Below are 26,996 nucleotides of genomic sequence, written 5' to 3' on the forward strand. Positions count from 1 at the left end.
GTGTGCGTACGGGGGGCTCAGTCGACGTCCGGGTAGGCGGTGTCCACCCGCAGTCCGTCGATCCGGTGGACGGCGTCGCTCTCGGGGGTGTCCCGGTCGTAGACGCCCCACTTGGGTTCGTTCGCGCTGTCCCAGGTGCGGGCCGCGTACCGGGTGGAGCCGTCGGCGAAGGTCTGCGGTACGCCGTCGGCGTACAGCTCGACCCAGCCGGCCGCCGCCGACGCCGAGGTGTGGATGCCGAGGGCGTAGCGCCGCCACTGCCCGGCCGCGACCGGCGCCGACCAGATCAGGTGCCAGGTGGCGGCGGTGTCCACGTGGAAGAGCCGCGTGGAGCCGTTCTTCACCGTCATGATCAGGGGGTAGTTCTGCTGCGCGTTCGGGTACGACTTCCACTGCCAGACCACGAAGTCGCCGGTCACCGTGGACAGCTGGGACTCCCAGCCGAGCCAGTAGGTGGCGTCCGGCGCGAACGCGTACCGGGTGCCGCCCACCGCGATGCCCCGGCTCTCGCAGCGGATGAGACCGCTCGGCTTGGTGTAGCGGAAGATCGTGCCGTGCCCGTCCTGGTTGGCGGCGGTGACCAGGCTGCCGGGCGCCTCGCACTCCACGCTGCCGAACACCCCCGTGCCGCCGGCCGCGTCGCCGTCCCAGAGCGTGGCGGCGTGCGCCGGGGTGGCGGGCACCGCGAGACAGAGCAGCCCGGTCAGCAGAGCGGCGGCGCGCCGCGTCCGGGCGCTCACGCCGTCCTCACCAGCGTCTGCTGGGTGGCGCCCGCCTCGGCGGTGAGATCGCCGAAGGTCAGGGTCAGCTCCCGGCCGGGTACCGCCGCCTGGACCGTGCCGGGCCGGGAGACGACCGAGGTGACCCGGTGCTCCCAGGTGACGGTGAGCGCGGTGAGCGCACGGGCCGGATCGGCGACGCACACCGTGGCGGTGCCGCCCTGCCCGTGCCGGACCAGCACCGAGCAGGGCGCGCTCACGGTCAGGCCGCAGGCCGTGCCCGCGGCCCAGAAATTGACGGCGGTGACACCGAGGGCGGGCACCTGGACGCCCTGCGCCTCGGGCGTGTTGACCAGGGTGCGCAGCAGGCTCCGGGCACCGGCCGCGCGGGAGGCGGTACGGGTGGCACTGGCACCGGGCAGCAGGACGTACGCGTAGGAGGCGTCGGCCGGGTCGGTGCCGTGGTCGACGTACAGGGTGAGGTAGTGGTCGGTGAGCGGCTCGGTGGACGCACCGGTCCGGATGTCGCTCCAGCGGCCGGTGCGCTCCTCGCGCAGCGCGGTGACCTGGCCGCCCGCCGGGAAGACGTACCCGCCGTGACCGGCGAGGTGCGCCCAGCCGGGGTCCGTCAGCGTCCGGGGCCGGCCGGGCTCGCCGGGCATGCGGCGGCCGTCCACGGTCAGGGTCTCGGCGCCGTCCGGGCCCAGCCGGCGGTTGTCGACGACCGTGTCGACGGGCGTGCCGTCGGAGGCGGTGATCCCCGCGCCCAGGCAGACGATCCCCTCGTCCAGGAAGAACCAGGACTTGCGGGCCTGAAGCGTCGAGGACAGCCCCTTGAGGTGCTGGCCGACCGCCGCGTACGTACCGTCCGTGGTGCCGCCCACCCACCGCACGGCCGGCCGCTCGGCCCCCCACTGGCCGCCCTCGCCGTCGGCGAGCGGCTTGCGCGAGACGGTGGTGCCGGGCAGCCGGTACGGGTCGACGGTCGCCCAGAACCCCTCCGAGTACTGCTCGTTGCCGAAGTCGTCGCCCCACCACGACAGCCAGCCGGCCCCGGTGTGCCAGCCGCGCAGGTTCTCCCCGTTGCCCCACTCGTAGTGCGCGATCCGCTCCGAGGCCATCGCCAGACAGGCCGCCCAGCCCTTGCGGCGGTGCACCGCGCGGTCCTGGGACGGGAAGAGCCGGTGCGCCACGGGTTCGGGCAGCGGCTTGACGGCGGTGTCGGCCACCACTTCCTGGAGCTGGGCCAGCTTGTAGACGCCCAGCATGGGATCGGTGTGCGGCGCGCTGAAGTACGCCCGCTGGATCCAGCCCTTGGCCAGCGCCCGCCAGCGGGCGTTCTGCTCGGCGCTCGCCGCCCGGCCGAGCGCCACGATCGAGGCGATGACCGAGTGGCCGCGCAGATGGTCGTCGTTGGCCCCGGCGGAGGCGCCCGGCGGCACGCCCCGGGAGATCGCCCGGCCCGAGACGGCGTCCATGCACAGCCCGTTGTAGAGGAACGGCGCCCAGGCCCGCTCCACCGCGTCGAAGTAGTTCTCCCGGGCCGGGTCGGTGATCTCCCAGGACGACCCCGCCAGCAGCGCGAACAGCAGGCTGAGCCCGGTGAACAGGTCGGCGCCGTAGGACCCGGCGTAGGGCACCCAGGTGTGCTGCACGAAGGAGCCGTCCCGGTAGAGCCCGTCGCCGGAGGTGACGTACGGGAAGACGGGGGAGAGGGCCTGGGCGGCCACCGTGAGCCGGCCCGCGTCGTCGCCGACCAGACCGCTCAGCGCGATGGTGCGGCACAGGTCGACCCGGTTGGCGCCGGTGGAGGTGCCCGTGTACGACGCCACCGCGCTGTCCGGTACGAACGCGCCGACCGCCGCCGTGATCGCGGCCCGCAGCTCGTCGTCGACGTGGTCGTGCAGGATGATCGCCGCGTCCAGCAGCGCCTGCGGGCCGCCGATCTGCCAGTTGTACCAGTTGCCGTACCGGGCCCGGCCCGCGTGGTAGACGTCGGTGACCACGTGGCGCAGACCGGCCACGACGTCCTGGGCGAAGGCGGCGTCGCCGGTGAGACCGGTGCCGGGCTGCGCGTACGCCTCGGCCATCGACCGCAGCCGCTGGAAGGTGAGCTGGATCTGCGCCGAGTAGGTGTAGGAGGCGGTGTCGGTGTCGGGTTCCGGGTCCAGCCAGACCAGCTCCGGCCACAGGGAGCCGGCCGTCGGGCTCATGGCGGCGCGCCAGGCCGTGGCGCTGCTGCCCAGCTGGGCCAGTTTCGAGGCGAACGGCTCGGCGGTGGGGCTGAAACCGGAGCCGAGGATCAGCCCGCGCCAGGTGTCCCGCAGCCGGCCGAACTCATCGGTGGCAGCCGCGGCGTGGGCGGTGCCGCTCGCCGTCGTGACCGAGACGGCTCCGGCCAGACCGAACGCGGCGGCAACACCGCCCGTCGCCTTGACGAAGCCACGGCGGGACCAGGATGTCGGCATGGTGTCTCCAGAGGCGGAGGGGAGGGAGGGGAAGCGGGTGGGTGGGTTTCTAGCACGAGATGAACAAGATGCTCAATACGTAAGCTACGAAAAAGTCGACAGAATCGATCACTAGAGTACGGTGGAACGCGCAAGAACCGGGGGATCACCAGGAGGACGACGGATGCGGTCGCATGTCAATCAGCGCCACGAACGGGTGCTGGAGATCGTGCGCAGGCGAGGCAGTCTGCGAGTCACGGAACTGGCGGAGGAACTCGCGGTCTCCGCGGTCACGGTGCGGCGCGACGTCGAGACGCTGGCCGGACAGGGACGGCTGACCAGGCTGCACGGCTCGGTCTCCTGGCCGCGGCCCGCGCCGGGCCCCGGATCCGCCGGACCCGGGCCCGGGCCCGCGCCCGCCGGATCCGGACCTGCCGGATCCGGACCTGCCGGGGCCGGCCCCACGGGATTCGGTCCCACGGGATTCGGCCCCACGGGATTCGGGCCCGCGGGTATCGGGCCCGCGGGATCCGCCCGGATCGGTGACCCCGCGGCCGCGGCGGCGCCGGCCGCCGCACCCGCCGGGACGGTGCTCGGCATGGTGGTGCCCAGCATGGAGCACTACTTCGCCGAACTGGTCCGGGGCGCCCAGGACGCCATCACCGCCCGCGGCGGCCGGCTGGTGCTCGGGATCGCGCACTGGCGGTCCGAGGAGGACACCGCGCAGATCGGCCGGATGCTCGACGCGGGGGTCGACGGCCTGCTGCTGCAGCCCAGTTGGGAGCGCGGAGTGCCGAGCCCCGAGCAGGAGGAACAGGTGCTGGCGCTCGGCGTCCCGGCGGTCCTGGTGGACCGGCGGGTCCCGCTCGGCGGACGGCTGGCCGGACTGGACAGCGCGCGTTCCGACCATGTCCTCGGCGGTGCCGCGGCCGTCCACCACCTGGCCGGTCTCGGCCACCGCAGGATGTCGCTGCTCGCCCAGGACAACCCGACGTCGCCGCAGGTCCGCGAGGGCTACCAGGCCGCCGTGACGGCCCGCGGCCTGCCCGCGCTCACCCCTGTGAGCGTCGACCCGGAGGACCCGCGCAGCCTGGACGCCGCCGCGCGCCTGCTGTACCGGGCGGTGCTCGACGACGGGGTGACCGCAGCGATCGTGCACAACGACCAGACCGCGATCGGCGTGGCGCAACGCCTGCGCGAGCGCGGGCTGTCCATCCCGGACGACGTGTCCCTGGTGGCGTACGAGGACGAGATGGCGGCGCTGGCCGACGTACCGCTCACCGCGGTGGCGCCGCCGCGGCAGGCGGTGGGGGAGACCGCCGTGGAACTGATGCTGGCGCGGCTCGGCGAAGGCGGGAGCGGCCGTTCGACCGCCCCCAGCCGGCATGTCTCGCTCGTACCCCGGCTGACGGTACGGGCCTCCAGCGCGCCGCCCGCGCACTGAGCGCATCGACCGAACCCGCACGCACCCGTACCGAACGCGCACCGAAGCTGATTGTTGTGATCGAATTGTTCATTCGCTCTTGACGGGCGATCGTTCTGGCCGAAAGATGACCGCATTCTCATCGCTCATCTCGCTTCGTTCATCGAGGAGCCAGTGCCATGAACCCTCTCGCCCGCAGATCCCGCATGCCCCGCGCGGCCCGTCGCGCCGTCGCCGGCTGCCTCGCCCTTCTCGCCACCGCCACCGCCACCGCCTGCGGCGGCGGGGACGGCGGCACCTCCGGCGCGGCGGACGGGAAGCCGGTCACCCTCACCATGTGGTCGTGGATGGTCGGCACCCAGGACGTCGTCGCCAAGTTCAACGCCACCCACAAGGACGTCCAGGTCGAGTTCACCGAGATCACCGCCGGCACCGACGGCTACTCCAAGATCGACAGCGCCATCGACGCCGGCAACGCCCCCGACGTGGTCGGCATGGAGTACGCGATGCTCCCCGAGTTCGCCAGCCAGGGCAACCTGGAGGACCTGACCGAGGAGGCCGGCGAACTGGTCGGGACCTTCCCCGAGAGCCTGCGCTCCCTGGTCACCCCCGGCGGCCGGACCTGGGGCGTGCCGTTCGACGTCACCCCGCAGCTCCTCTACTACCGGACCGACCTGTTCGAGAAGGCCGGCGTGGCGGTACCGCGCACCTGGGCGGAGTTCGAGAAGGCCGCAGAGAAGATCAAGGACGCCGACAACGACGTCCGTATCCTCAATGCCCCCAAGGGCGGTGACATCCCCTTCATCAACGGGCTGGCCTGGCAAGCCGGTTCACAGGGCTTCGGCGTGCACGGCGACGCCTGGACCGTGCACCTCGACGACGCGCCGGCCCGCGAGGTCGCCGGTTACTGGGACGGTCTGGTCAGCGACGACCTCGTGCTCAACCACCCCGCCTGGAGCGAGGAGGAGAGCACCGCCCGGAAGAAGTCACAGGTCGCCTCGTTCATCGGGGCCCCCTGGAGCGGGGCCGGCCTCATCTCCCAACTGCCGGAGCAGAAGGGCGAGTGGGCCGTGGCGCCGCTGCCCACCTGGGACGGGACGCCCGCCACCGGCACCTGGGGCGGCACCTCGTTCGCGGTACCGAAGGGCAGCGAACACCTCGACGCGGCGACCGAGTTCATCGAGTGGCTCACCACCGACCCGGCCGCCATGCAGGCCCGCCTGGCCGACGCCGAGGCGCCGAGCAGCGTCCTGCCCGCAGACCCGGAGCTCCAGAAGGTCGCGGCGGCCGAGTTCGCCGACGTCTGCGACGGCTACTTCGCCAACGACCTGTACGAGGTCGCGGCGGCGCAGGTCGACAGCGTCGTCAAGGGCTGGACCTGGGGCCCGGTGCAGGGCTCGGTGAACGAGGCGTTCGAGGGCGCGGTCGCCGAGGGCGGCTGGACGGCCGGCTTCGAGGCGGCCCAGCGCGCCGCGCTGAAGGCGCTGGCCGACCGGGGGCTGAAGACCAGCGAGGGCTGAGCGGACACCGCCCAGCGCCCCGCGCCAGCACCGTCCCGCGCCCCGCGTCAGCACCGTCCCGCCCACACCACCGCCCCACCGCACCACATTTCCGCCCGCCCCGCCCCGTCCGCCCCGGTGCGGTGCGCCCCGGTCAGGAGATTCCATGACAGTCCCGGCCCCGCCGCCCGCCCGCCGTACGGCCGTACCCGCCAGGCGGCGCGCCGCCGCGGCCTACCTCGTCCCGTTCTTCGTCCTCTTCGCCCTGGTCATGATCGCCCCGATCGGGTACGCGGTCTGGACGAGCCTCTTTCGGGAACAGTCCTCCGGACTCGGATTCGGCGGCACCGAGACCGTCTTCGCGGGACTCGGCAACTACGCCGACGCGCTCGGCGATCCGGCCCTGCGCGCCGCCTTCCTGCACATCGTCGTCTACGTCGCCCTGTACATCCCGCTCATGACCTGCGCGGCGCTGCTCCTCGCCCTGCTGCTGGACTCGGCCGCCGCGCGGGCGAAGCGGCTGTTCCAACTGGCCCTGTTCCTGCCCTACACGGTGCCGACCGTGATCGCGGCGATCATCTGGGTCTACCTGTACTCGCCGAGTCTCAGCCCGGTCATGGACTGGTTCGGCGCCCTGGGCGTCAGCGTCGACTTCTTCTCCGCCCCGATGGCCGTGCCGTCCGTGGTCAACATCGTGACCTGGCACTACGTCGGCTACAACATGGTGATCCTCTACGCGGCGCTCCAGGCGATCCCCCGGGAGACCCTGGAGGCGGCCACCGTGGACGGCGCCGGGGCGATCCGCACCGCGCTGCGCATCAAGGTGCCGCACATCCGCTCCGCCCTCGTCCTCAGTCTTCTGTTCACCTGCGTCGGCGCGATCCAGCTCTTCAACGAGCCGTACATGCTGACCGTGCAGTCGGAGGGCGTCAACCGGGACTGGTCGCCGGTGATGTACGTGCACAAGGCCGCCTTCGTCGACCACCGCCCCGGCCTCGCCTCGGCGGCGGCGCTGCTGATCGCTCTGCTGGCCGGCGCCCTCTCCTTCGCAGTCACCAAGCTCGGCAACCGCTGGAAGGCAGCATGAGCACGCACACCACCCCCGGGTCCGTCCCCCGTCCCTCGCCCGCACCGGCCGGCACCCTCCGAGCCGGAGCCGGAGCCGGAGCCGGAGCCGGAGCCGGAGCCGGAACCGGAACCGGAACCGGAACCGGACGATCCCGCCCCCGCCCTCGCCCCCGCCCCCGGCCCAGCCTCCGCCCCCACCGCGCCGCCTGGACCTCCAAGGCCGTGGTCAACGGCCTCCTCGCCCTCTTCGCCCTGTACACCCTGCTGCCCCTGACCTGGCTGCTGGTCGCCAGTACCAAGGACCACGGCGACCTGGTCGGCACCGGCGGATTCACCTTCGCCGACTTCAACCTCTTCGCCAACCTGGGCGAGCTGTTCGGCCACGGCGACGGCGTCTTCGGGCGCTGGCTGCTCAACAGCGTTCTGTACTTCGGGGTGGGCTGCCTGGCGTCCACCCTGGTCAGCACCGCCGTCGGCTTCGCCTTCGACAAGTACGACTTCCGGCACAAGGAGAAGCTGTTCGGCCTGGTGCTGCTCGGCGTCCTGGTCCCGGGCGCGGTGCTGGTGCTCCCGCAGTACCTGCTGGCCAGCAAGGCGGGCCTGGACAACACCTACTGGTCGGTGCTCGTCCCGCTGCTGGTCAACCCGTTCGGCGTCTATCTGGCCCGGGTGTTCTCCGAGGGATACATACCGAACGAGGTGGTCGAGGCCGCCCGGATGGACGGCGCCGGCGAGTGGCGGGTCTTCCGCTCGGTCGGACTGCCGATGCTCGCCCCGGGCTTCGTCACCCTGTTCCTGTTCACCTTCACCTCCAGCTGGAACAACTTCGTGCTGCCGCTGTACATGCTCAGTGACGACCGGCTCTACCCGGTCACCCTGGGCCTGGCGATCTGGAGCAAGTCGTCCCAGCAGAACCCGGAGTTCGCGATGCTCACCATCGTCGGGGCGCTGGTCTCGGTCGTTCCGCTGGTCGTCGCCTTCGTCTGCCTCCAGCGCTTCTGGCGCTCCGGCCTCACCGCGGGCGCGGTGAAGTGACGATGACCGCGACCGACGACACGGCGCCGGACACCTCCCGCCCGCCCCGCGGCACCGACCGCGCCCGCCCGCGCCGCCCCCGTACCGTGCTCGCCATGTCCCGTGAGACCCGGGACGCCCTGCGGCACGAGGGCGCCGTCGACCGGCTCCGGGAGGTCGCCGACCTCGCGGCGGACCTGCTGGTCACCGACTTCGCCGACCCGGCCGCCGCTCCCGCGCTCGCCGAGGCCGAAGTACTGCTCACCCACTGGGGGTGCCCGCCGCTCACCGGCCGGGCGCTCACCGCGATGCCCCGGCTGCGGGCCGTCGTGCACGCCGCCGGGTCGGTCAAGCACCATGTCACCGACGCGGTGTGGGAACGGGGGATCGCCGTCTCCAGCGCCGCCGCGGCCAACGCGCTGCCGGTCGCCGAGTACACCCTCGCCGTCATCCTGCTGGCCGGCAAACGGGTCCTGGACAGTGCCCGTGCCTACCGCGAGCGGCGCGGCCGCTATCCGCTGCTGCCCTACTTCGCCGGGCACGGCAACTACCGCCGGGTCGTCGGCGTCGTCGGCGCCTCCCGCACCGGCCGCCGGGTGATCGAACTGCTCCGCCCGTTCGACTTCACCGTCCTGGTGCACGACCCCTATCTGGACGCGGCGGACGCCGCCCGCCTCGGGGTGCGCCGGGTCCCGCTCGACGAACTGGCCCGGCGCAGCGACGTCGTCACCATCCACGCGCCCGAACTGCCCGAGACCCGGCACCTGTTCGACGCCCGGCGGCTGGCGCTGCTGTCCGACGGCGCCACCCTCGTCAACACCGCCCGCGGCTCCCTGGTCGACACCGAGGCGCTGGTCGCGCAATTGGCGTCCGGGCGCATCCACGCGGTGCTCGACGTCACCGAGCCGGACACCCCGCCCGCCGACTCACCGCTGTACCGGCTGCCGAACGTGCTGCTCACCCCGCACATCGCGGGCTCGCTCGGCGGGGAACTCGGCCGCATGGCCGATCACGCCGCCGCCGAGATCAGCCGCTACGCGCGGGGCCGGCCCTTCGCCCACCCGGTGACCGCCCAGGAACTGGCCCGCACCGCCTGACGAAGGCCGCTATCCCTGCCGCGCCTGGACCACCAGCACCAGCGGAACGCCCGCGCACGGCACCAGCCGCGCGCCCCGGTCCCGGCGCGGCCGTCCCTGAGCCAGGGCCCGCCCGGCGTCCGCGGTCCGGTCCAGCGAGCCCACCAGGTGCCGGGGGTCGGTGGAGGCCGCGACCCTGCCCCGGGCGTTGACCAGCCGGGCCGGGGCGGGCAGCCGGTGCAGCAGCGGCAGGACGGCGGCCTCGAAGTGCCGCAGGTACACGTCGGCCGCGGCGACCCCGGCGAAGACACCGGCCACCCGCACCGGCGCGGCCAGGGTCAGGCTGTACTCGTCCGAGCAGAGGTAGTCGACGTACGGGCCGGCGACCGCCCGCCGCCCGGTGTCGCGGGGCAGCGCGAACCAGTCCCAGTGGGTGTAGTCGGCGTACGCCGAGTGCTCCGGGGCGAGGTCGGGCAGCAGCGGCCGTACCGTGCCGTCCGGGCCGGTCTGCCACCACTCCAGCCAGGCCGGTACGTCGTCTAGCAGACCGGGCGCGGCGACGAAGCCGGCCCCGGAGACCAGCGGCTGCCCGGCCAGCCGGGCGTGCAGGGCGGGGCGCAGGGCGGCCAGATCGGCGGTGACCGGGCGGCGGCCCCGGGCCCGGACCCGGGACAGCAGCGCGGCCGTGTCGGCACCGGTGGCCGCCACCGCGTCGAAGACCGCCTCCAGGACCGAGCGGACCCGGGCGGTGACCGACTCCTCGGCCGCCCGGCCGGGCGGTGCGGCGGCGCGGCCCATGCTGCCCTCCCGGCGGACGGGGACCAAACGGTGCTACAGCGTCAGGCGCAGCGAGATGAGCCGCGCCGTCGACTCCCGCACACACGTTTCGGCCAGCGTTCCGGCCGGATCGTGGGCCACATCCTGCACCGCCGAGATGACACGGCGATGACGGTCCGCGACTTCTTCACGATATGCGTCGTTGCCGAGCACGAGGCACAGCAGCGCCCCGACCTCCGTCTGGAGGGCCACCTGGGCCCGGGTGAGCCGGGCGGACTGCGCGGCCGCCGCCAGCTCCACGTGGAAGCGCCCGTACAGCCGGCCGCGCGCCGCCGCGTCCCCGGCACCGGTGAAGTCCTCGACCGTGCGGCGCAGTTGGCGCAGGTCGTCCGGTTCGGTGCGCTCGGCCGCCAGCCGGGCCGCCGTGCCGGACAGGGCCGCCCAGTGGTCGCCGAGGTCGCGCAGTTCCTCGGTGCTCCAGCCGCGCAGCCGGGCCCGCAGCCGCTCCTCGCCCGGGGACGCGGGCCGGGCGACGAAGCTGCCGCCGCCCCGGCCCCGGCGGGTGGTGACCAGCCCCTGCTGGCGCAGCGCCATCAGCGCCTCCCGCAGGGTCACCGTCGACACCCCGAGCTGACCGGCCAACTCGCTCTCCCCGGGGAGCTGTTCACCGTCGGCGAGCAGTCCCAGCTCGATGGCGTCACCGATCCGGCGGACCACCGTGTCCACCCGCGCCCGGTTGTCCACCGGCGCGAACACGGCCCCGCGGGCGTCACCGTTCCTCTGCTGCTGTTTCACGGCCACCACCTTGCACGTTGACTCAAGCTTTGCCCCGAGGGGGTCTTGAGCTTTGAACTATGACTTCATATGTTTCTGCTCCGACACTGCAAGACACTGCAACGTGAGAGCGCGGCAGAAAGGTTCCCGCCCATGGAGGCACCTGCGGTCCGGCTCCGCGGCCTGCGCAAGTCGTTCGGTGCGGCCGAGGCCGTCGCCGGAATCGATCTGGACGTCCGGGACGGGGAGTTCTTCTCGCTGCTGGGCCCCTCCGGGTCCGGCAAGACCACAGTGCTGCGGCTGATCGCCGGCTTCGAGACCCCGACCGCGGGCGGCGTCGAACTCGCCGGCCGGGACGTCACCGGCCTCGCCCCGTTCGAACGCGACGTCCACACGGTCTTCCAGGACTACGCCCTCTTCCCGCACCTGACGGTCGAGCGGAACGTCGCCTACTCCCTCAAGGTCCGCAAGGTTCCCAAGGCCGAGCGGCTGGACCGGGCCCGCCGGGCGCTCGCCGAGGTCGGCCTCGACGGCTTCGCCACCCGGCGCCCGGGACAGCTCTCCGGCGGCCAGCGCCAGCGCGTGGCACTCGCCCGCGCCCTCGTCGGCCGCCCCCGCCTGCTGTTGCTGGACGAGCCGCTCGGCGCCCTCGATCTCAAGCTCCGCGAACGGATGCAGGGCGAACTGAAGGCCCTCCAGCGCGAGGTCGGCATCACCTTCGTCCTCGTCACCCACGACCAGCAGGAGGCGCTGACGATGAGCGACCGCATCGCCGTCCTGAACCGGGGCCGCCTCGAACAGGCCGGCACCCCCGCCGAGATCTACGAACGCCCCGCGACCGCCTTCGTGGCGTCCTTCGTCGGCGCCGCCAACCTGCTGGACGACGCCCTCGCCCGGCGCCTGCTGGGCACCCCGGGCACCCACAGCCTGCGCCCCGAGAAGATCCGCGTGCTCAAGGAGTCCGCCGCCGGTGCACCCGGACACGCCACGGCCACCGGCACCGTCGCCGACGTCGTCTACCTCGGCGACGCCACCCGCTTCCTCGTCGACCTCGACGGCGGCGGCCGGCTCACCGCGCTCCAGCAGAACCTGGACACCTCCGCCGCGGACGTCGCCGGCTGCCGCGGCGCCCGCGTCCGCCTGGCCTGGAACCACCGGCACACCGTCCACGTCCCGCCGCCCACCTAGGGAGTACGTCGTGCGTCTGACCCGAACCCTCCAGGGCGCGGCCGCCGCCGCGCTGCTGCTCGCCGCCACCGCCTGCGGTTCCTCCGGAGGCGGCGACGGCTCCTCGGCCACCGGCCTCAACCCGCCCGACCTGAAGGCACCGACGAAGCTCGGCGCCACCGAGGGCGAGGTCGACCTCATCGCCTGGGCCGGCTACGTCGAGGACGGCTCCAACGACCCCGCCGCCGACTGGGTCAGCGGCTTCGAGCGGAAAACCGGCTGCCAGGTCCGCTCCAAAGTCGCGGCCAGCTCGGACGAGATGGTCAAACTGATGAAGACCGGCCAGTACGACGCCGTCTCCGCCTCCGGCGACGCCTCCCTGCGGCTGATCGCGGCCGGCGACGCCGCCCCCGTCAACACCGACCTCGTCCCCAACTACCAGGACGTCTTCAGCGGCCTCAAGGACGGCGACTGGAACTCCGTCGACGGACAGATGTACGGCATCCCGCACGGCCGCGGCGCCAACCTGCTGATGTACAACACCGAGAAGGTGACCCCCGCGCCCACCTCCTGGTCCGCCGTCTTCGACGACGCGGGCGCGTACGCCGGGCACGTCACCGCGTACGACTCGCCCATCTACCTCGCCGACGCCGCGCTCTACCTCAAGGCGCACCGGCCGGAGCTGAAGATCGAGAACCCCTACGCGCTGGACCAGAAGCAGTTCGACGCCGCCGTGGAGCTGCTGAAGAAGCAGAACGCGAACATCGGCGAGTACTGGAGCGACTACCTCAAGGAGGTCTCCGCCTTCAAGAGCGGCGACTCCGTCATCGGCACCACCTGGCAGGTCATCGCCAACCTCACCGCCGACGAGGGCGCCCCCGTCGCGGCCGTCGTACCCGAGGAGGGCTCGACCGGCTGGTCCGACACCTGGATGGTCGCCGCCGAGGCGAAGCACCCGAACTGCGCCTACCAGTGGCTCGACTGGATCGTCTCCCCGAAGGTCAACGCCCAGGTCGCCGAGTACTTCGGCGAGGCACCCGCCAACCGGAAGGCGTGCGCCGAGACCAGCGACAAGGACTTCTGCGCCACCTATCACGCCGCCGACGAGGAGTACTGGAAGCGGATCGCCTTCTGGAACACCCCGATCGAGCAGTGCCTGGACGGCCGCACCGACGTCACATGCGTGCCCTACGCCCGCTGGGTGCGGGCCTGGACCGAGATCAAGGGCTGAGCCATGATCACCGTACGCGGCCTCGCCGGGGCGCTGCACCGGCGGCCCCGGCTGCGGCTGGCGCTGCTGCTGGCCGCGCCGCTGCTGTGGCTGGCCGTGCTCTACCTCGGCTCGCTCACCGTGCTGTTCGTCTCCGCGTTCTGGACCACCGACTCCTTCACCTCCGAGGTCGTCCGCGTCTGGTCCACGGACAACTTCCACGCGCTGCTGACCACACCCGTCTACCGCGAGGTGGCCCTGCGCAGCGTGGGCGTCGCCCTCACCGTCACCGCCCTGTGCGCGGTGATCGCCTTTCCCGTCGCCTTCTACACCGCGCGGGTCGCCGCGCCGCGGTGGCGTCCGCTGCTGGTCGTCGCCATCCTCACCCCGCTGTGGGCCAGTTACCTGGTCAAGGTGTACGCCTGGCGGCTGATCCTGTCCGAGGGCGGCCTCGCCGACTGGCTGCTGCGGCCGGTCGGCCTCGACGGCCCCGGCTACGGCCTCACCGCCACCGTCCTCACCCTGACCTACCTCTGGCTGCCGTACATGATCCTGCCCGTGCACACCGCCCTGGAACAGCTGCCCGCCGGCCTCCTGGACGCCTCCGCCGACCTCGGCGCGCGGGCCGGGCGCACCTTCCGCTCCGTGGTGCTGCCGATGGTGCTGCCGGCGGTGGCCGCCGGGTCCGTCTTCACCTTCTCCCTGAGCCTCGGCGACTACATCACCGTGCAGATCGTCGGCGGCAAGACCCAGCTGATCGGCAACCTCGTCTACTCCAACATCGAACTCAACCTGCCGATGGCCGCCGCCCTCGGCACGGTCCCCGTCACCGTCATCGTGCTGTACCTGCTGGGGATGCGCCGCACCGGCGCCCTCAGCAGCCTGTGAGCAGGGGAGGACCCCGCCGTGCACCTCACCCGCCGCGCCCGGATCGCGCTGCGCGCCGCCGCCTTCCTGGGCTTCGCGGTGATCTACGTGCCGCTGCTGCTGGTCCTGGTCAACTCCCTGAACCCCGACCGCAGCGCGAGCTGGCCGCCGCGCGGCCTCACCGGCCACTGGTGGTCGGTGGCCGCGCACAACGAGGGGGCCCGCGACGCCCTGTGGGTGTCGGTCAAGGCGGGCCTGGGCGCCACCGTCGTCGCCCTGGTGCTCGGCACCCTGGCCGCGTTCGCGGTGGCCCGGCACCGCTTCTTCGGCCGGGACGTGATCTCCTTCGTCGTCGTGCTGCCGATCGCGCTGCCCGGCATCGTCACCGGCATCGCCCTCAACTCCGCGTTCAGCACCGTGCTGGCACCGCTCGGGGTCGGCCTCGGCCTGTTCACCGTGGTGGTGGGCCACGCCACCTTCTGCGTGGTCGTGGTCTTCAACAACGTCGCCGCCCGGCTGCGCCGCACCCCCGGCTCGTACGAGGAGGCCGCCATGGACCTGGGCGCGCACACCTTCCGCGCCTTCGCCGACGTCACCTTCCCGCTGGTGCGTTCCGCGCTGCTGGCCGGCGGTCTGCTCGCCTTCGCGCTGTCCTTCGACGAGATCGTGGTGACCACCTTCACCGCCGGACCGGGCGTCGAGACCCTCCCGGTCTGGATCTTCGGCAACATGACCCGGCCGCAGCAGGCACCGGTGGTGAACGTGGTGGCGGCGGTCCTGGTCCTGCTCTCCGTCGTTCCCATTTACCTCGCCCAGCGGCTGTCCTCCGACACGGCCGGCGCCAGCCGGGTCTGAGGCCGGTCACGGCATCCGGTACTCCTGCTCCGGCCGGCCCGTCGTCCCGTAGCGCAGGCTCATCCGCAGCAGACCCGAGGAGACCAGCGAGGCGAGGTAGCGCTGCGCGGTGGCGCGGGAGACGCCGATCAGTTCACCGACCTGTCCCGCGGACAGCGGCGCCGCGGAGTCGCGTACGGCGGTCAGTACCGCGTCACCCGTCACCGTACGGGCGGTGGGCCGGCGCGCGGAGCGGCGGGCGGCGGTGTCCAGCAGCGCGCCGTACGCGCTCTCGACGGCGCCCTGGTCGACGGTGCGGGCCTCCGTCAGCTGACGGAAGCGGGCGTAGCCGCGCAGCTTCTCCGCCAGCAGTTCCGGCGGGAACGGTTTGATCAGATAGGCCAGCGCGCCCGCCGACAGCGCCCGGCGCACCACCGGGCCCTCGGCCGCCGCGCTGAGCACGAAGGCGTCGCAGTCCAGGTGGCGCAGCAGATCGACGCCGCAGCCGTCGGGCAGGTACACGTCGACGAGGGCCAGGTCGACGGAGGTCCCGGCGGCCGCTTCCCGGGCCGCCGCGGCGGTGTGCGCGGTACCGGCCACGGTGAAGCCCGGCACGTCCGCCACCAGCGCCGCGTGGACACCGGCGACGCGGAAGTCGTCGTCGACGACGAGCACGGAGAGCGGCGGCCGCTCGGGGCCCGGGGCGTGGTCCGTCACGTTCCCGCCTCCATGACGTCGTGCAGCCGGACCACGAACACCGCGCCGCCACCGACCGGTCCGCCCGTCCGCCCGGCGGTCCCGTCGCTGAGTCCGGCGAGTTCGGCGGCGGACGGCGGCCCGCCGGGTTCCGCGAGGTACACGTCGCCGCCCCGGGCGCGGGCGATCTGCCGGGCCAGGGCGAGGCCGATGCCCCGTCCGCCGACCACCGACGCGTGGTGCTTGGTCGACACGCCTTCGCGGAACACGTCCCGCGCCGGACTGAGGGTCACCCCGTCGCCGCTGTCGGCGACGGTGATGAGCAGGGTGCTGCCCTCCGTCATGAGCTCCACTTCGACCAGCGCCGGGGTGCGCCGCCCGTGCCGGGCGGCCTCGATCGCGTTGTCGACGAGATTGCCGGACACGGTGGTCACGTCGACGGGCGCGGCCAGCGTGCCCGCCACCCAGGTGCCGCCGCCGACCACCAGGGTCACCCCGCTCTCCCGCGCCTGCGCGGCCTTCGCCGACAGGAAGGCGCGCAGATAGGAGTCACTGACCGCCTCCACGCCCGGCAGGGCCTCGCCGAGCGGTCCGGTCCCGAGGATCGTGTCGATGTACTCGGTGGTCTCGGTGAGATGCCCGCCGTGCGCCAGCGCGGAGACGACGTGCAGCCGGTTGGCGAACTCGTGGCGCTGTGCGCGCAGCGCCGAACTCATCGCCTGTACCGCGTCGAGCTGCCGGGTCAGGGACTCCACGTCGGTGCGGTCCTGGACGGTCAGCAGGGTGCCCAGCTCACGGCCGTCCCGGCGCACCGTACGGGACGACACCACCAGCACCCGTTCCCCGACGGCCGCCATGACCGGCCCCCGCCCGGGGCCGCGCAGCACCTCGGCCACCCGGGGCGTCAGCCCCAGTTCGCCGACGTGCCGCCCGGGAGCGGCAGCCGGCGCCAGCAGCCGGCGCGCCTCGTCGTTGACGACCGTGACCCGGCCCCCGGTGTCCAGGGCGAGGACGCCCTCGCCGATGCCGTGCAGGACCGCCTCCTGTTCCTGCACCAGACCGGCCAGCTCCTCCGGTTCCAGCCCGAGGGTCAGGCGCTTCCACCGCCGGGCCAGCAGCGCGGACGCGGCGACCCCGAGCAGCAGCGCGACCGCCAGCCAGCCCAGACCGCCGAGCAGGACGCGCAGGAACTGGGCCCGCACGGCGGACACGGCCAGCCCCGCGTTCGCCTCGCCGACCACCTCGGTGGCCGACCCCGGCGCGTACACCGGCACCTTGGCGACGACCTCGTCACCGAGATGGGCGCGGTGCCGCGCCAGCACCTCGTGTCCGGAGAGCGCGCCGGACGGATCGGTGCTCACCCTCCGGCCCAGCTGCGCGCGTTCCGGGTGGGCCAGCCGGATGCCCCGGTCGTCGGTGACGACGACGAACAGGAACCCGGTCCGGGCCCGCGCCGCCTCGGCCGCGGTCTGCGCCGGGCCCGCGGCGAGCGCGGCGCGCGAGGTGTGGGCCGCGCCGCCGCCCGCACGGTCGTTGGCCGCGGAGTACGCGGCGGCGGCGCGCCGGACCGACGGCTCGGCGGCCACCGTCCGGGCCACCGCGAGCGCCCGCAACTGGTACTCCCGGTCGAGCCGGTGCTCGTTGGAGTACGCGAACGCGGCGAACGCGGCGGCGAGGGTGACCGCGACCACCGCGCACTGCGACACCAGCACCTGCGTCCGCAGCCGTGTCCGCGCGAACCGCCGCCTTCGCGAAGACTGCGGCCGACCTGGCCGTTCGACGATTCTCACCCGCCGACGGTAACCCCGGAACACACCGTGCACAGAACGCGCACAACGCGCGGATCAGGGGTTTCACGGGTTACGCGCACAACCTGGAGCCGCCCGGCACCCGGCCGATAGCTTCCCGCCGGGACATCACGAGCCGCAGACCAGGAGTTTCTTCAATGACGACGGTACTCACCCCAGCATGCCCGGCCACGGGCACCGGCGACCGGCCGGGAGGCCGGCTGTGACGGGCCACACGTGGACGCTGCTGATCATCCTGGCCGCGGCCATCGCCGCGCTGATCACGCTGATCAACTCCCGGCTCCGGTTCCACCCCTTCATCGCCCTGATGACCGTCTCGGTCGGCGCCGCGCTGGCCGCGGGACTGCCGGCCGAGAAGATAGCCGAGTCCCTGGAGTCGGGCGCCGGCGGCATCCTCGGCGACGTCGGCGTCACCCTCGCGTTCGGCGCCATGCTGGGTCGGCTGCTGTCGGGGTCCGGCGCCACCGACCGCATCGCCCGCATGATCGTCGACCGTGCGGGCCCCCGCTCCCTGCCGTGGTACGTGACCGGCGCGGCCTTCGTCATCGGCATCCCGATGTTCTTCGAGATCGGCCTCATCGTGCTGCTCCCGCTGATCTTCAGCGTGGCCCAGCGCCTGGAACGCACCCACAAGATCAACGGGTCCCCGTACGTGTACCTGGCCGCGCCCGCCATCGGCGCCCTGGCCACCCTGCACGGCATGGTCGCCCCGCACCCCGGCCCGCTGGTCGCGGTGGAGGGCCTGCACGCCAACCTCGGGCTGAGCATCGCCGTGGGCCTGGTCTGCGCGATCCCCACGATCATCATCGCCGGACCGGTGTACGGCCGGTGGATCGCCCCGCGCCTGGACGTGCGGCCCGACCCGGAGCTGATCGCCAAGTTCGCCGAGCCCGAGGACGGCGCGGACCGCGCCCCGCACCAGGTCCGCACCGGCTGGGCGCTGGCCGCCGTGCTGGTGCCGGTCGCCCTGATGCTGCTGCGCACGGTCGCGGAACTGGCCTGCGACGAGACCAGCCAGGTGCGGCACGTGCTGGCCTTCACCGGTGAGCCGGTGATCGCCATGCTCGCCGGGTTCCTCTTCGCGCTGTTCGCCCTCGGCTACCGCAGCGGCCTGCCCGCCGAGTCGATCCGCGGCTCGCTCACGGACAGCCTCAAGGCCGTCGCCGGCATCCTGCTGATCATCGCGGGCGGCGGCGCGTTCAACCAGGTCCTGGAGGACTCCGGGATCGGCCAGGCCGTCGAGAACGCGGCGTCCGGCATGCACCTCAACGTGATCGTGCTGGGCTGGCTGCTGGCCCTGCTGCTGTCCTTCTCCACCGGCTCCGCGACGGTGGGCATCGTCGCCGCGACCGGCATCCTCGCCCCGCTCGCGCGGGACGGCGGCAGCCTGCACACCTCGCTGCTCGTGGTGGCCATCGGGGCCGGCTCGATCGGCCTCAACTACGTGAACCACGCCGGGTTCTGGCTGGTCAAGGAGTCCTTCGGGATGACCCTCGGCCAGGCCACGAAGTCGCACACCGCCATCCAGACCATCGTGAGCGTCTGCGGACTGCTGATGGCGCTGCTGCTGTCGGTGTTCGCCTGAGTACGACGAGCGCCCGGACGAACGGGTGCGGGGCCGGCTCCCTCCGGGGAACCGGCCCCGCACCCGTTGTCCGGGCCCTCGCTCAGTGGTGACGGCCGGCGAGCGCTCCGCGGTAGCCGCGCACCACCTCGGCGTAGGCCGTCGCGCTGGGCTTGGGCCGCCGCTGGAAGGTGGCCCGGTCGACTTCGTGCAGCCCGAGCTGCGCGCCGTACCCGAAGATCCACTCGAAGTTGTCCATGAGCGTCCAGTGGCAGTAGCCGAGCACGGGGGTGCCCGCCTCCGCCTCGGCGGCCAGCCCGTGGATCGCGGCGGGCAGGAACGCGGCGCGCTGCCGGTCGTCCGGGGTCTGGATGCCGTGCTCGGTGACGAGCACCGGCACCCCCGCCACCTCGTGGGCGTACCGCACCGCGCCGGCCAGCGAGCCGGGCGCGATGACGGTGCCCATGCCGTTGCGCTCTCCCTCGACCGCCACTTCGCCGTCCGGACCGTGCACGATCCGCTCGTAGTTCTGTACGCCGACGAAGTCGTCGTCCCGGGCCTCGCGCAGCCAGTGGTCGTACACGGCGGCGCGCTTGGCGTCCCGGCGGGCCTCGCCGCCGGCCACGGCGACCTCGTCGGCGACGGCGATGGAGACCCCGACCGGGAGGTCGCCGCGGCGCGCCTTGATCGCCTCACGGGCGGCGCGGTGGGCGCGGGTGAACGCGTCCTGGAACTCCTCCTGCCGGTCGGCGGGGATGACGTTCGCACTGGCGTAGCTGTCGCTCCCGGCGGCCCGCGCGGCGGCCGCGAGCATCCGCGTCTTGAGCGCCTCCGCCTCGGCCGGCAGTTTCGCGCCCGCCTGCAACAACTGCTCCAGGTTGGGTTCGTTGAGGGTGACGCCGTACGCGATCCGGTCGCCGAAGCGGGCCATCACACGGTCGCACTGCTCGGCGAAGCGGGCCGGGGCGTCGGCGGCGGTCCAGGAGCCGGCCGCGGCGAACCAGTGCGGCGCGGTGAAGTGGGAGAACGTCACCAGGGGGGCGAGGCCGCGGGCGAGGCAGCCGTCGACCACCTGCTCGTAGTGGTCGAGGGCGGCGGCGGAGACGACGCCGCGCTCGGGTTCGGTCCGGGCCCATTCGACGGAGAACCGGAAGGCGTTGAGACCGAGCCCCGCGACCAGGTCGAGGTCGGACTCCCAGCGCTGGTAGCCCCGGCACGCCGGTCCGCTGGGCTCGCGGAACAGAGACGGGGTGGTGTGCTCCAGGAACCAGGTGTCGGCGGCGGTGTTGTCGCCCTCGTTCTGGTGTCCCGCGGTGGCGACGCCCCACAGGAAGCCGTCGGGCAGGTGGCTGGTGTGTGCCATGGATGTTCCTCGTACTGGTGTGGACGGATCAGGAGGGAGGCGGTGCGTCACCGCGTGGCCGCGGGGAACGGGCAGCGGAAGGAGTGCCGGCCGGGGCCGGCCGGCACCGGCTCCCCGCCCGGGAGCTCGACCAGCGCGGTGACCCGCGGCGGCACGAGGACGTCGACGCGCAGTTCGCCGTCCTCGACGCGCCAGTCGGTCTCGGCCCGGCCGTACGGCGTCTCGTGCGCGGCCCGCGCCCAGGTGAGGCCGGCGCCGGGCCGGGGCCGGACCAGGAGCCGGCGGTAGCCCGGCTCGGCGGGTGCCAGGCCGGCGACGGTGCGGTGCATCCAGTCGGCCACGGCGCCGAACGCGTAGTGGTTGAAGGACGTCATCTCGCCGGGGTTGACGCTGCCGTCGGGGAGCATGCTGTCCCAGCGTTCCCAGACGGTGGTGGCCCCCATGTCGACCTGGTACAGCCAGGACGGGCAGGCCCGCTGGGTCAGCAGCCGGTAGGCGGTGTCCACGTGCCCGGTGTCGGTGAGTGCCTCGCACACCAGCGGGGTGCCGAGGAAGCCGGTGCCGATGCGGTGGCCGCGCTCGGCCACCAGGTGGGCCAGCCGGCGTCCGGCCTCGGCGCGTTCGGCGTCGTCCGTCAGCAGCCGGAAGCACAGCGCGAGGGCGTAGGCGGTCTGGGTCGCCTCCGTCAGCCGGCCGCCGCCGGCGTGGAAGCGGTCGCGGAAGGCGTCGCGGACCGAGTCGGCCAGCGCGTGGTAGCGCCCGGCGTCGTCCGCCTTCCCCAGCAGGTGCGCGGTGCGGGCCAGCAGCCGGGCGGAGTGCGCGAAATGGGCCGTGGCGACCAGGCTGGAGGAGGTCATCGCCCGGCCGGGATCGTCCGCGGGCGCGGTGGGGTCCAGCCAGTCGCCGAACTGGAACCCCTCGCCCCAGATCCGGCCGGGCCCGGCCAGTCGGTCGACCGCGTCGACCCAGGCGCGCATCGAGGGGTACTGGGCGCGCAGCACCTCGGTGTCCCCGTAGCGCTCGTACAGCACCCAGGGCACGACGACGGCCGCGTCGCACCAGCCGGCCATCGGCGGGTTCCCCGGCGGCAGCGGCACCGGAGCGAGCACCGGAATGGCGGGGCTGAACACCGGCGGCACGCCCGCCGGGTCGTCGCCCTGGTCGGCGGCCAGGTCCCGCAGCCAGGAGCGCAGCAGGTCACGGACGTCGTAGAGGAAGGCCGCGGTGGGCGCGAAGACCTGGACGTCGCCGGTCCAGCCGAGCCGTTCGTCGCGCTGCGGGCAGTCGGTGGGCACGTCGACGAAGTTGCCGCGCATCCCCCACCGCACGTTCTCGTGCAGCCGGTTCAGGGAGGGATCGGAGCACTCGAACCACCCGGTGCGGCGCAGGTCGCTGTGCAGGACCACGGCGGTCACGTCGGCCGGGGACACCTCGCCCGGCCAGCCGTCCAACTCGGCGTAGCGGAAGCCGTGGAAGGTGAAGCGGGGTTCCCACACCTCGCCCTCGGGGGCGCCGCGCAGGGTGTAGCGGTCGGTGGCGGTGGCGTGCCGCAGCGGACGCGTGCACAGCTCGCCGTCCTCCAGGACCTCGGCGTGGCGCAGGGTGACGGTGCGTCCGGCGTCGCCGCGCACCCGGATGCGCAGCCGTCCGACGAGGTTCTGGCCGAAGTCGACGAGGGTGCGGCCGGCCGGCGAGGTGGTGACGGCGACCGGGGCGACGGTCCCGGTCCGCCGCACCGGCGGGCTGTCGGCCAAGAAGAGCACGGACGTGTCGAACTCCAGGACCCGCACCGGCTCCCAGGCCGCGTCGTCGAAGCCCGCCGCGCTGAAGCCGGCCTGCTCGCGCCGGGCGTCGTACTCCTCGCCCTCGTACAGGCCGGCGGCGACGACGGGGGACGGTCCGCAGCGCCAGTGCTCGCCGGTGCCGACCGTCTCGGTGCTGCCGTCGGCGTACTCGATCCGCAGTTCGGCCAGCAGACCGGTGTCCGCGCCGTAGATGTCCCGGGTGCCGCCGTTGAAGCCGAGCAGTCCTCGGTACCAGCCGTCCGCCAGCTGGGCGCCCCAGCCGTTGCGGCCCTCGCGGACCAGGTCCGTCACATCGAACACCTGGTAGCGGTGGCGGTGGCGGTAGCTGGTCCAGCCGGGGGCCAGCACGTGGTCGCCGACCACCGTGCCGTTCAGCTCCAGCTCGTACACGCCGAGCGCGGTGACGAGGAGGCGGGCGGCCGTGACCGCCGTCCGCGCGGTGAACTCGGTGCGCAGCAGCGCGGCGGGCCGGGCGGCCCCGGCGGGCGGCTCCGGCTGAGAGCCGGGGGTGATGACACGGGCGGTCCAGAGGTGCGGCATGGACCCGATCATGCGCGCCAATACCTAGTGAACGCTAGGTCTTGGTGGGTGTGATGTAGGTCATGAGTCGCGCCCACGGCGGACGGACCTGGCGCTTCCGGGGCGGGCAGGATGGTGGGGTGGATGTGAGCATGTCAATCAAAATCGCTGGGGTGACGAGGTGATCCGGCGAGTGACGGGCTACAAGCCCCGCCCGTCCGCGGAGATGGACCGCAGGAGGCGGTCGAGGTGGGCGCGCATCACCGCGACGAGGTCGAAGGACCGGCCGCCGGCGAGCCACTGCTGGCGCAGCCCCGCGTCCAGGGCCGCGCACTCGCGGGCGATGCAGTCGTGATCCAGGTCCGGCACCAGCTCGCCGCCCCGGCTGCCGGCCCGCAGCCGGTCCGCCAGCTCCTTGACGCCCTTCTCCTGCCAGTGGGCGAAGAAGTCGTGGGCCGGGTGGTCGGGGGCGGTCGCCTCGGCGGCGACCACGACGGCCAGTTCCACCATGCCCGGCATGGTGAGGGTCTCGGCGGTGTCCTCCAGGTGGCAACGGAAGGCGTCCCGTACCGACTCGGAGACCCGCTCCCACTGGACGTCCATCCGCTCGTGCCAGTACTCGACGACGGCCAGCAGGAGCTGCTGCTTGTCGCGGAAGTGGTGCAGCAGTCCGGCGTCGGTTATCTCCGCGTCCCGGGCGATCCGGGCCAGGGAGGTCTTGCGGTAGCCGTCCTGTCCGAAGCGCAGCAGCGCCGCCTCCAGAATCTGGACGCGCCGGGCCCGGCCTGCCGTGTAGCCGCCGCGCGGCCCCCTGGGTGTCGCCATGGCAGAACGGTACCGGGGCGGTTCGCGGCGCCGGTGACAGGCCGTCCACAGTCGGCGGCGAGTGATGTGGGTCACAGTTCCAATACCTAGCGTGCACTAGGTGTTCAGGTCATCATCGACGTCACCGACGACGGATCACCGCCCTGTCACCACCGTGTGAACGCCCTGTGACGGCGACCGGTCCCCTCGCACCCCCACCGCGCGTCCCACTTCCCTCGGTACCTCCGTGAAAGGAGGGCTGGCATGACATCGACGTCGCCAAGCCCCTCACTCGACACCGCGTCGCCCGCCGAAATGGGCGGGCGCTGGACCCTCCGCCTGGTCGCGGTGCTGATCGCGCTGGCCTGGCCGACCCAGTTGCTGGCCGCGGGCGGCATCCTCGGCGCCAACGCCACCGCGAGCGTCGCCCAGAGCTTCCACACCACCCAGGTCGCGTGGTTCGGCCTGACTCTCAGCCTGGCGACGGTCCTCCTCACGCCGTTCGCCATGAAACTGGGCGACCTGTACGGCCGCAAGCGCGTCATGCTCGTCATGATGGCGCTGGGCGCGGGCGGCGAGGCCCTGGCGGCGCTGGCCGGGGAGTTCTGGCTGGTGCTGGTCGGCCGGGCTGTCGCCGGGTTCTACGGTCCCTTCGGTGCCCTGTCCTTCGCCGCCGTGCGGGACATCTTCCCGCGCCGGCTGGTCAAGTCGGCCAGCGGCATCATGGGCAGCAGCGTCGGGCTGGTGGCCCTCGGCACGCCGTTCCTGGCGGGCTGGCTCGTCGACAACTGGGGCTACCGGGGCGCCCTGTGGTTCCTCGCCACCGCCACCGCCGTCGCCTTCCTGCTGGTCGCGCTGCTGGTGCCGCAGACCCCGCGGTACGCCTTCGAGTCCGGCTTCGACTGGCTCGGCGGGCTGGTCCTGGGCGGCGGCCTGACCGCCGTGGTCTACGCCGTCGGCCAGGGACAGAGCTGGGGCTGGGCGGACGCCCGGACCCTCGGCTGGCTCGGCGCCGGCCTCGTGGCCCTGGTCGTCTTCCTCTTCGTCGAGCGGTCCCACGCCCACCCGATCCTGGACCTGGGGGTGCTGCGCCGCCGCCCGGTGGCGCTGGCGCTCACCGCGGGCGGCCTGGCCCAGACGGTCGCGTTCACCCTGCCGGGCCTCGCCATCCTGCTCGCGCTCTTCCCGCACATCCCCGGTGTCTCCGCCGGACTGGGCTGGACGGCCCAGCACAACGCCGTGGTCAGCGTCAGCTGGAACCTGGTGATGTTCGGCACCGGCCTCCTGGTCAGCCGGTTCCTGCGGCACCTGGACCCGCGCAAGGTGTGGATGGCCGGCCTGGTGGTCATGGCGGCCGGCTACACACTGGTGGGCTTCTTCCACGGCAACGAGATGGAACTCGCCCTGACGTCCTGCGTCGCCAACATCGGCTCCGGCGTGGTGGTGGCGGGCGCTCCGGTGCTCGTGGTCGGTGTCGTCTCGCCCGATGAGCAGGGGCTGGGCAGCGGCATGCTCAACATGCTCATCAGCCTGTTCGGCGCCACCGTCACGGCGGGCGCGTACGCCCTGCTCAACGCGCACAGCACGGTGGTCGACGGCACCGCGTTCTACCAGGACGCCGGGTACGCGTGGGTGTTCTGGCTCGGCGCCCTCGTCACGCTGCTGGCCCTGGCGCTGTCCTTGTTCATCCCTCCGCTGCGCGACCCGGAGGCCGACGACGCGGTACCCGCCTGAGCGGAGGCGGACGGGGCCGGCCAGGTGGCGGCCGGCCCCGGTTCGCCGGTGCCCGGGTGGCAGGGCCGTAGCGGCCGACGCCGGTGACGGTGAGGTACGGCACGGCCCGCGCCGGCGCGGACCGGCTCCCGCGCGGAAGTCCCGGTCGCCCTACGGCGGTCAGCGCGCCGTGAGCAGCGCGGGCCCCGTGCCCAGGGCGGCCAGGAACCCCTCGGCGAGTTCCGCGACACGGTCCGCGTCGGCGGCGCCGTAGAGGTGGAAGTCCGGCCGGATCAGCACCGCGTCCGCGTCCAGCGCGGCCAGCCACCCGGTGTAGGTGCCGTCCGTGTCGTCGACGACGCGCACGCCGTGCGTCGCGGTGCCGCTCAGGGCGACCCGGCTGACCCCGAGTTCCGCGAGGGCCCGGACGGTGGCCGGGCGCAGGGCGGACAGCGGCGCGGCGGACCGGGCGACGAGGGCGGCGGGTCCGCCGAAGACGTCGTCGAAGCGCGCGGGGGCGCCGCCGCCGACCCGCACCCGGCCCTGCCGGGCGAGCGTCCCGCCCGCCGGGCCGGTGTGCACGCCGGGCCCGAGCCGGGGCCGCGGCGGGGCGGGCGGCTTCATGCCCGCCGCCCAGTCGGCCAGCATCCGGGCGTCGCGCCGCGCGGCCTCGGCCGGGTCGGTGACGCAGATGATCCGGCCCAGTTCGGTGGAGAACTCGACGAAGGCCACCGCGTGCCGCAGCCGCTCCTGGCCGTAGGTGTCGAGCAGGCCGTCGCCGGCCAGGCCGCGCAGTACGGCGTCGAGCTTCCAGCCCAGGTTCATGGCGTCCCGCGCACCGGCGCCCAGCCCCTGCCCGGCGAACGGCGGCATGAGATGGGCGGCGTCCCCGGCGAGCAGCACCCGGCCGGCCCGCCACTCGGTCGCCCAGCAGGCCTGGAAGGTGTAGACGGAGTGCCGCTCCAGCCGGGCGTTGGACTCGTCGAGCCCGTACGGCGCCAGCAGCCGCCAGGCCGTCCCGGCGCTGTTGAGGGACTCCTTGCTCTCCCCGGGCAGCCGCATGAACTCCCAGCGGCGCCGCCCGGGACCGCCCGGCACCATGGTCGACGGACGGCGCACGTCGCAGCTCTGCGCCGCCACATGGGGGAAGTCCAGGCCGGGCAGCGGGTCCACGTCGACGACCAGCCAGTCGTAGAAGTAGCCCTCGTCGTGCCACTGAAGGCCGGCCCACCGGCGCACCGCGCTGTTGGCGCCGTCCGCGCCGATCACCCACGAGGAGGTGACGGCGGCCCGCCGGCCGGTGCCGGTGTGCCGCACGGTGACGGACGCCGCGTCCTCGTCCTGGGTCAGGCCGACCGCTTCCCAGCCGCGTCTGACACACACCGACGGCAGGGCGGCGAGCACCTCGTCCAGGGCGTTCTCCAGGGCGGGCTGACTGAAGAAGTAGGTGTTGTACCAGCCGGATTCGCCCAGGCCGCTCCAGTCGACCTCGACCAGGGTCCGCCCGGCGCCGTCGCGCCAGACGTACATGTCGTCGTAGGGCTGGGTGACGGCGGGGATCCGGTCCGGTGCGAGGCCCACGGACTGGAGGATGCGGGCGAAGTCGGAGCAGTGGGTCACCGCGCGGGGCAGCGGATAGCCCGCCTCGTTGCGGTCGAGGACGAGCACCGAGTGCCCGCGCCGGCCGAGCATGCAGGCGAGCAGCTTCCCGACGGGGCCGAATCCCACGATGGTGACATCGGCGGTACCGGGGAACGTGTCATCGTTGACGACGTGCACTGCGGACTCCGTTCTGCGGGGCGTCTGCCGAAACTATGGACCACGGCGGGCGGGCGTCCTTCTTCTGTCC

21 protein-coding genes and 1 pseudogene are annotated in these 26,996 nt (G+C 73.3%); 12 read left to right on the forward strand and 10 right to left on the reverse strand.

The genetic code is table 11. From position 1 onward, the window contains the following. Window positions 1-17: 17 nt before the first annotated feature. Together ACTT8P_RS23985 and ACTT8P_RS23990 are read right to left on the reverse strand one after the other, a co-directional pair. Complete coding sequence (locus tag ACTT8P_RS23985; RefSeq protein ID WP_442833785.1) at window positions 18-740, reverse strand: heparin lyase I family protein; 723 nt, start codon at window positions 738-740, stop codon at window positions 18-20. Continuing rightward, entirely contained in the window at window positions 737-3,187 is a 2,451-nt protein-coding gene (locus ACTT8P_RS23990; RefSeq protein WP_442833786.1) for a polysaccharide lyase 8 family protein, read from the reverse strand. The genes ACTT8P_RS23985 and ACTT8P_RS23990 overlap by 4 nt, the downstream gene beginning before the upstream one ends. 163 nt (window positions 3,188-3,350) lie before the next feature. Here ACTT8P_RS23990 and ACTT8P_RS23995 point away from each other — a divergent pair. The 6 genes and pseudogenes from ACTT8P_RS23995 to ACTT8P_RS24020 all read left to right on the forward strand — a co-directional run. Then, window positions 3,351-3,596 (forward strand): annotated as a pseudogene (locus tag ACTT8P_RS23995) (DeoR family transcriptional regulator); the annotation flags it as partial. A 168-nt stretch (window positions 3,597-3,764) separates the two neighbouring features. After that, window positions 3,765-4,610, forward strand: a complete 846-nt coding sequence (locus tag ACTT8P_RS24000; RefSeq protein WP_442833804.1) for a LacI family DNA-binding transcriptional regulator — start codon at window positions 3,765-3,767, stop codon at window positions 4,608-4,610. Between the two features lie 158 nt (window positions 4,611-4,768). Beyond that, window positions 4,769-6,109, forward strand: a complete 1,341-nt coding sequence (locus ACTT8P_RS24005; RefSeq protein ID WP_442833787.1) for an ABC transporter substrate-binding protein — start codon at window positions 4,769-4,771, stop codon at window positions 6,107-6,109. A 145-nt stretch (window positions 6,110-6,254) separates the two neighbouring features. After that, window positions 6,255-7,175: a carbohydrate ABC transporter permease gene (locus tag ACTT8P_RS24010; RefSeq protein WP_442833788.1), complete on the forward strand. Its 921-nt coding sequence runs from the start codon at window positions 6,255-6,257 to the stop codon at window positions 7,173-7,175. A 203-nt stretch (window positions 7,176-7,378) separates the two neighbouring features. Next, window positions 7,379-8,191: a carbohydrate ABC transporter permease gene (locus ACTT8P_RS24015; protein ID WP_442833789.1), complete on the forward strand. Its 813-nt coding sequence runs from the start codon at window positions 7,379-7,381 to the stop codon at window positions 8,189-8,191. Window positions 8,192-8,286: 95 nt separating this feature from the next. Further along, the gene (locus ACTT8P_RS24020; RefSeq protein WP_442833805.1) at window positions 8,287-9,267 is read left to right on the forward strand and encodes a hydroxyacid dehydrogenase; all 981 of its coding nucleotides are present in this window, start codon (window positions 8,287-8,289) and stop codon (window positions 9,265-9,267) included. A gap of 9 nt (window positions 9,268-9,276) precedes the next feature. On the opposite strand, the gene ACTT8P_RS24025 is transcribed toward ACTT8P_RS24020, so the two are convergent. Continuing rightward, window positions 9,277-10,044 carry a PDC sensor domain-containing protein gene (locus ACTT8P_RS24025; protein WP_442833790.1) on the reverse strand — a complete coding sequence of 256 codons (768 nt, stop codon included), beginning with the start codon at window positions 10,042-10,044 and terminating at the stop codon, window positions 9,277-9,279. 33 nt (window positions 10,045-10,077) lie between these two features. Then, complete coding sequence (locus ACTT8P_RS24030; RefSeq protein ID WP_442833791.1) at window positions 10,078-10,818, reverse strand: FadR/GntR family transcriptional regulator; 741 nt, start codon at window positions 10,816-10,818, stop codon at window positions 10,078-10,080. Window positions 10,819-10,950: 132 nt separating this feature from the next. Here ACTT8P_RS24030 and ACTT8P_RS24035 point away from each other — a divergent pair, with 132 nt between their 5' ends. The 4 genes from ACTT8P_RS24035 to ACTT8P_RS24050 are packed head-to-tail and all read left to right on the forward strand — an operon-like array spanning window position 10,951 to window position 14,896. Then, window positions 10,951-11,985: an ABC transporter ATP-binding protein gene (locus ACTT8P_RS24035; protein ID WP_442833792.1), complete on the forward strand. Its 1,035-nt coding sequence runs from the start codon at window positions 10,951-10,953 to the stop codon at window positions 11,983-11,985. A 10-nt stretch (window positions 11,986-11,995) separates the two neighbouring features. Then, complete coding sequence (locus ACTT8P_RS24040) at window positions 11,996-13,195, forward strand: ABC transporter substrate-binding protein (protein WP_442833793.1); 1,200 nt, start codon at window positions 11,996-11,998, stop codon at window positions 13,193-13,195. A gap of 3 nt (window positions 13,196-13,198) precedes the next feature. Next, complete coding sequence (locus ACTT8P_RS24045; RefSeq protein WP_442833794.1) at window positions 13,199-14,062, forward strand: ABC transporter permease; 864 nt, start codon at window positions 13,199-13,201, stop codon at window positions 14,060-14,062. A gap of 18 nt (window positions 14,063-14,080) precedes the next feature. Then, a complete protein-coding gene (locus ACTT8P_RS24050; RefSeq protein ID WP_442833795.1) occupies window positions 14,081-14,896 on the forward strand; it encodes an ABC transporter permease in 816 nt (271 codons plus the stop codon). Between the two features lie 6 nt (window positions 14,897-14,902). Here ACTT8P_RS24050 and ACTT8P_RS24055 read toward each other — a convergent pair whose 3' ends face one another. Together ACTT8P_RS24055 and ACTT8P_RS24060 are read right to left on the reverse strand one after the other, a co-directional pair. Next, on the reverse strand, window positions 14,903-15,592 hold the full coding sequence (locus ACTT8P_RS24055; protein ID WP_442833796.1) for a response regulator: 690 nt from the start codon (window positions 15,590-15,592) through the stop codon (window positions 14,903-14,905). Then, on the reverse strand, window positions 15,589-17,283 hold the full coding sequence (locus ACTT8P_RS24060; RefSeq protein ID WP_442833797.1) for an ATP-binding protein: 1,695 nt from the start codon (window positions 17,281-17,283) through the stop codon (window positions 15,589-15,591). The genes ACTT8P_RS24055 and ACTT8P_RS24060 overlap by 4 nt, the downstream gene beginning before the upstream one ends. Window positions 17,284-17,581: 298 nt before the next feature. On the opposite strand from ACTT8P_RS24060, the gene ACTT8P_RS24065 reads away from it, so the two are divergent. Further along, window positions 17,582-18,964, forward strand: coding sequence for a GntP family permease (locus tag ACTT8P_RS24065; RefSeq protein WP_442833798.1), 1,383 nt, complete (start codon window positions 17,582-17,584; stop codon window positions 18,962-18,964). A gap of 82 nt (window positions 18,965-19,046) precedes the next feature. On the opposite strand, the gene ACTT8P_RS24070 is transcribed toward ACTT8P_RS24065, so the two are convergent. From ACTT8P_RS24070 to ACTT8P_RS24080, 3 genes are all read right to left on the reverse strand, one after another. Then, the gene (locus ACTT8P_RS24070; protein WP_442833799.1) at window positions 19,047-20,306 is read right to left on the reverse strand and encodes a family 1 glycosylhydrolase; all 1,260 of its coding nucleotides are present in this window, start codon (window positions 20,304-20,306) and stop codon (window positions 19,047-19,049) included. Between the two features lie 47 nt (window positions 20,307-20,353). Continuing rightward, window positions 20,354-22,651 (reverse strand): family 78 glycoside hydrolase catalytic domain, encoded by a 2,298-nt coding sequence (locus ACTT8P_RS24075; protein WP_442833800.1) that lies wholly within the window; start codon window positions 22,649-22,651, stop codon window positions 20,354-20,356. 180 nt (window positions 22,652-22,831) lie between these two features. Continuing rightward, window positions 22,832-23,455 (reverse strand): TetR/AcrR family transcriptional regulator, encoded by a 624-nt coding sequence (locus ACTT8P_RS24080; protein WP_442833801.1) that lies wholly within the window; start codon window positions 23,453-23,455, stop codon window positions 22,832-22,834. Between the two features lie 243 nt (window positions 23,456-23,698). Between ACTT8P_RS24080 and ACTT8P_RS24085 the strand changes: the two genes are divergently transcribed. After that, window positions 23,699-25,168 carry an MFS transporter gene (locus tag ACTT8P_RS24085; RefSeq protein ID WP_442833802.1) on the forward strand — a complete coding sequence of 490 codons (1,470 nt, stop codon included), beginning with the start codon at window positions 23,699-23,701 and terminating at the stop codon, window positions 25,166-25,168. 159 nt (window positions 25,169-25,327) lie between these two features. On the opposite strand, the gene mhpA is transcribed toward ACTT8P_RS24085, so the two are convergent. Further along, window positions 25,328-26,926, reverse strand: a complete 1,599-nt coding sequence (gene mhpA, locus ACTT8P_RS24090; protein ID WP_442833803.1) for a bifunctional 3-(3-hydroxy-phenyl)propionate/3-hydroxycinnamic acid hydroxylase MhpA — start codon at window positions 26,924-26,926, stop codon at window positions 25,328-25,330. Window positions 26,927-26,996 lie beyond the last annotated feature (70 nt).

This window comes from Streptomyces sp. JW3, from assembly GCF_052216785.1.
In the GTDB taxonomy this organism is placed as follows: domain Bacteria; phylum Actinomycetota; class Actinomycetes; order Streptomycetales; family Streptomycetaceae; genus Streptomyces.

What these genes read in the sequence shown, in the direction of transcription:
- ACTT8P_RS24020 (WP_442833805.1), top strand. Translation starts at nt 8,287, where the DNA reads ATGTCCCGTGAGACCCGGGACGCCCTGCGGCACGAGGGCGCCGTCGAC.
- ACTT8P_RS24075 (WP_442833800.1), bottom strand. Translation starts at nt 22,651, where the DNA reads ATGCCGCACCTCTGGACCGCCCGTGTCATCACCCCCGGCTCTCAGCCG.
- ACTT8P_RS24085 (WP_442833802.1), top strand. Translation starts at nt 23,699, where the DNA reads ATGACATCGACGTCGCCAAGCCCCTCACTCGACACCGCGTCGCCCGCC.
- ACTT8P_RS24000 (WP_442833804.1), top strand. Translation starts at nt 3,765, where the DNA reads ATGGTGGTGCCCAGCATGGAGCACTACTTCGCCGAACTGGTCCGGGGC.
- ACTT8P_RS24005 (WP_442833787.1), top strand. Translation starts at nt 4,769, where the DNA reads ATGAACCCTCTCGCCCGCAGATCCCGCATGCCCCGCGCGGCCCGTCGC.
- ACTT8P_RS24035 (WP_442833792.1), top strand. Translation starts at nt 10,951, where the DNA reads ATGGAGGCACCTGCGGTCCGGCTCCGCGGCCTGCGCAAGTCGTTCGGT.
- ACTT8P_RS24070 (WP_442833799.1), bottom strand. Translation starts at nt 20,306, where the DNA reads ATGGCACACACCAGCCACCTGCCCGACGGCTTCCTGTGGGGCGTCGCC.
- ACTT8P_RS24045 (WP_442833794.1), top strand. Translation starts at nt 13,199, where the DNA reads ATGATCACCGTACGCGGCCTCGCCGGGGCGCTGCACCGGCGGCCCCGG.
- ACTT8P_RS23990 (WP_442833786.1), bottom strand. Translation starts at nt 3,187, where the DNA reads ATGCCGACATCCTGGTCCCGCCGTGGCTTCGTCAAGGCGACGGGCGGT.
- ACTT8P_RS24010 (WP_442833788.1), top strand. Translation starts at nt 6,255, where the DNA reads ATGACAGTCCCGGCCCCGCCGCCCGCCCGCCGTACGGCCGTACCCGCC.
- ACTT8P_RS24025 (WP_442833790.1), bottom strand. Translation starts at nt 10,044, where the DNA reads ATGGGCCGCGCCGCCGCACCGCCCGGCCGGGCGGCCGAGGAGTCGGTC.
- ACTT8P_RS24080 (WP_442833801.1), bottom strand. Translation starts at nt 23,455, where the DNA reads ATGGCGACACCCAGGGGGCCGCGCGGCGGCTACACGGCAGGCCGGGCC.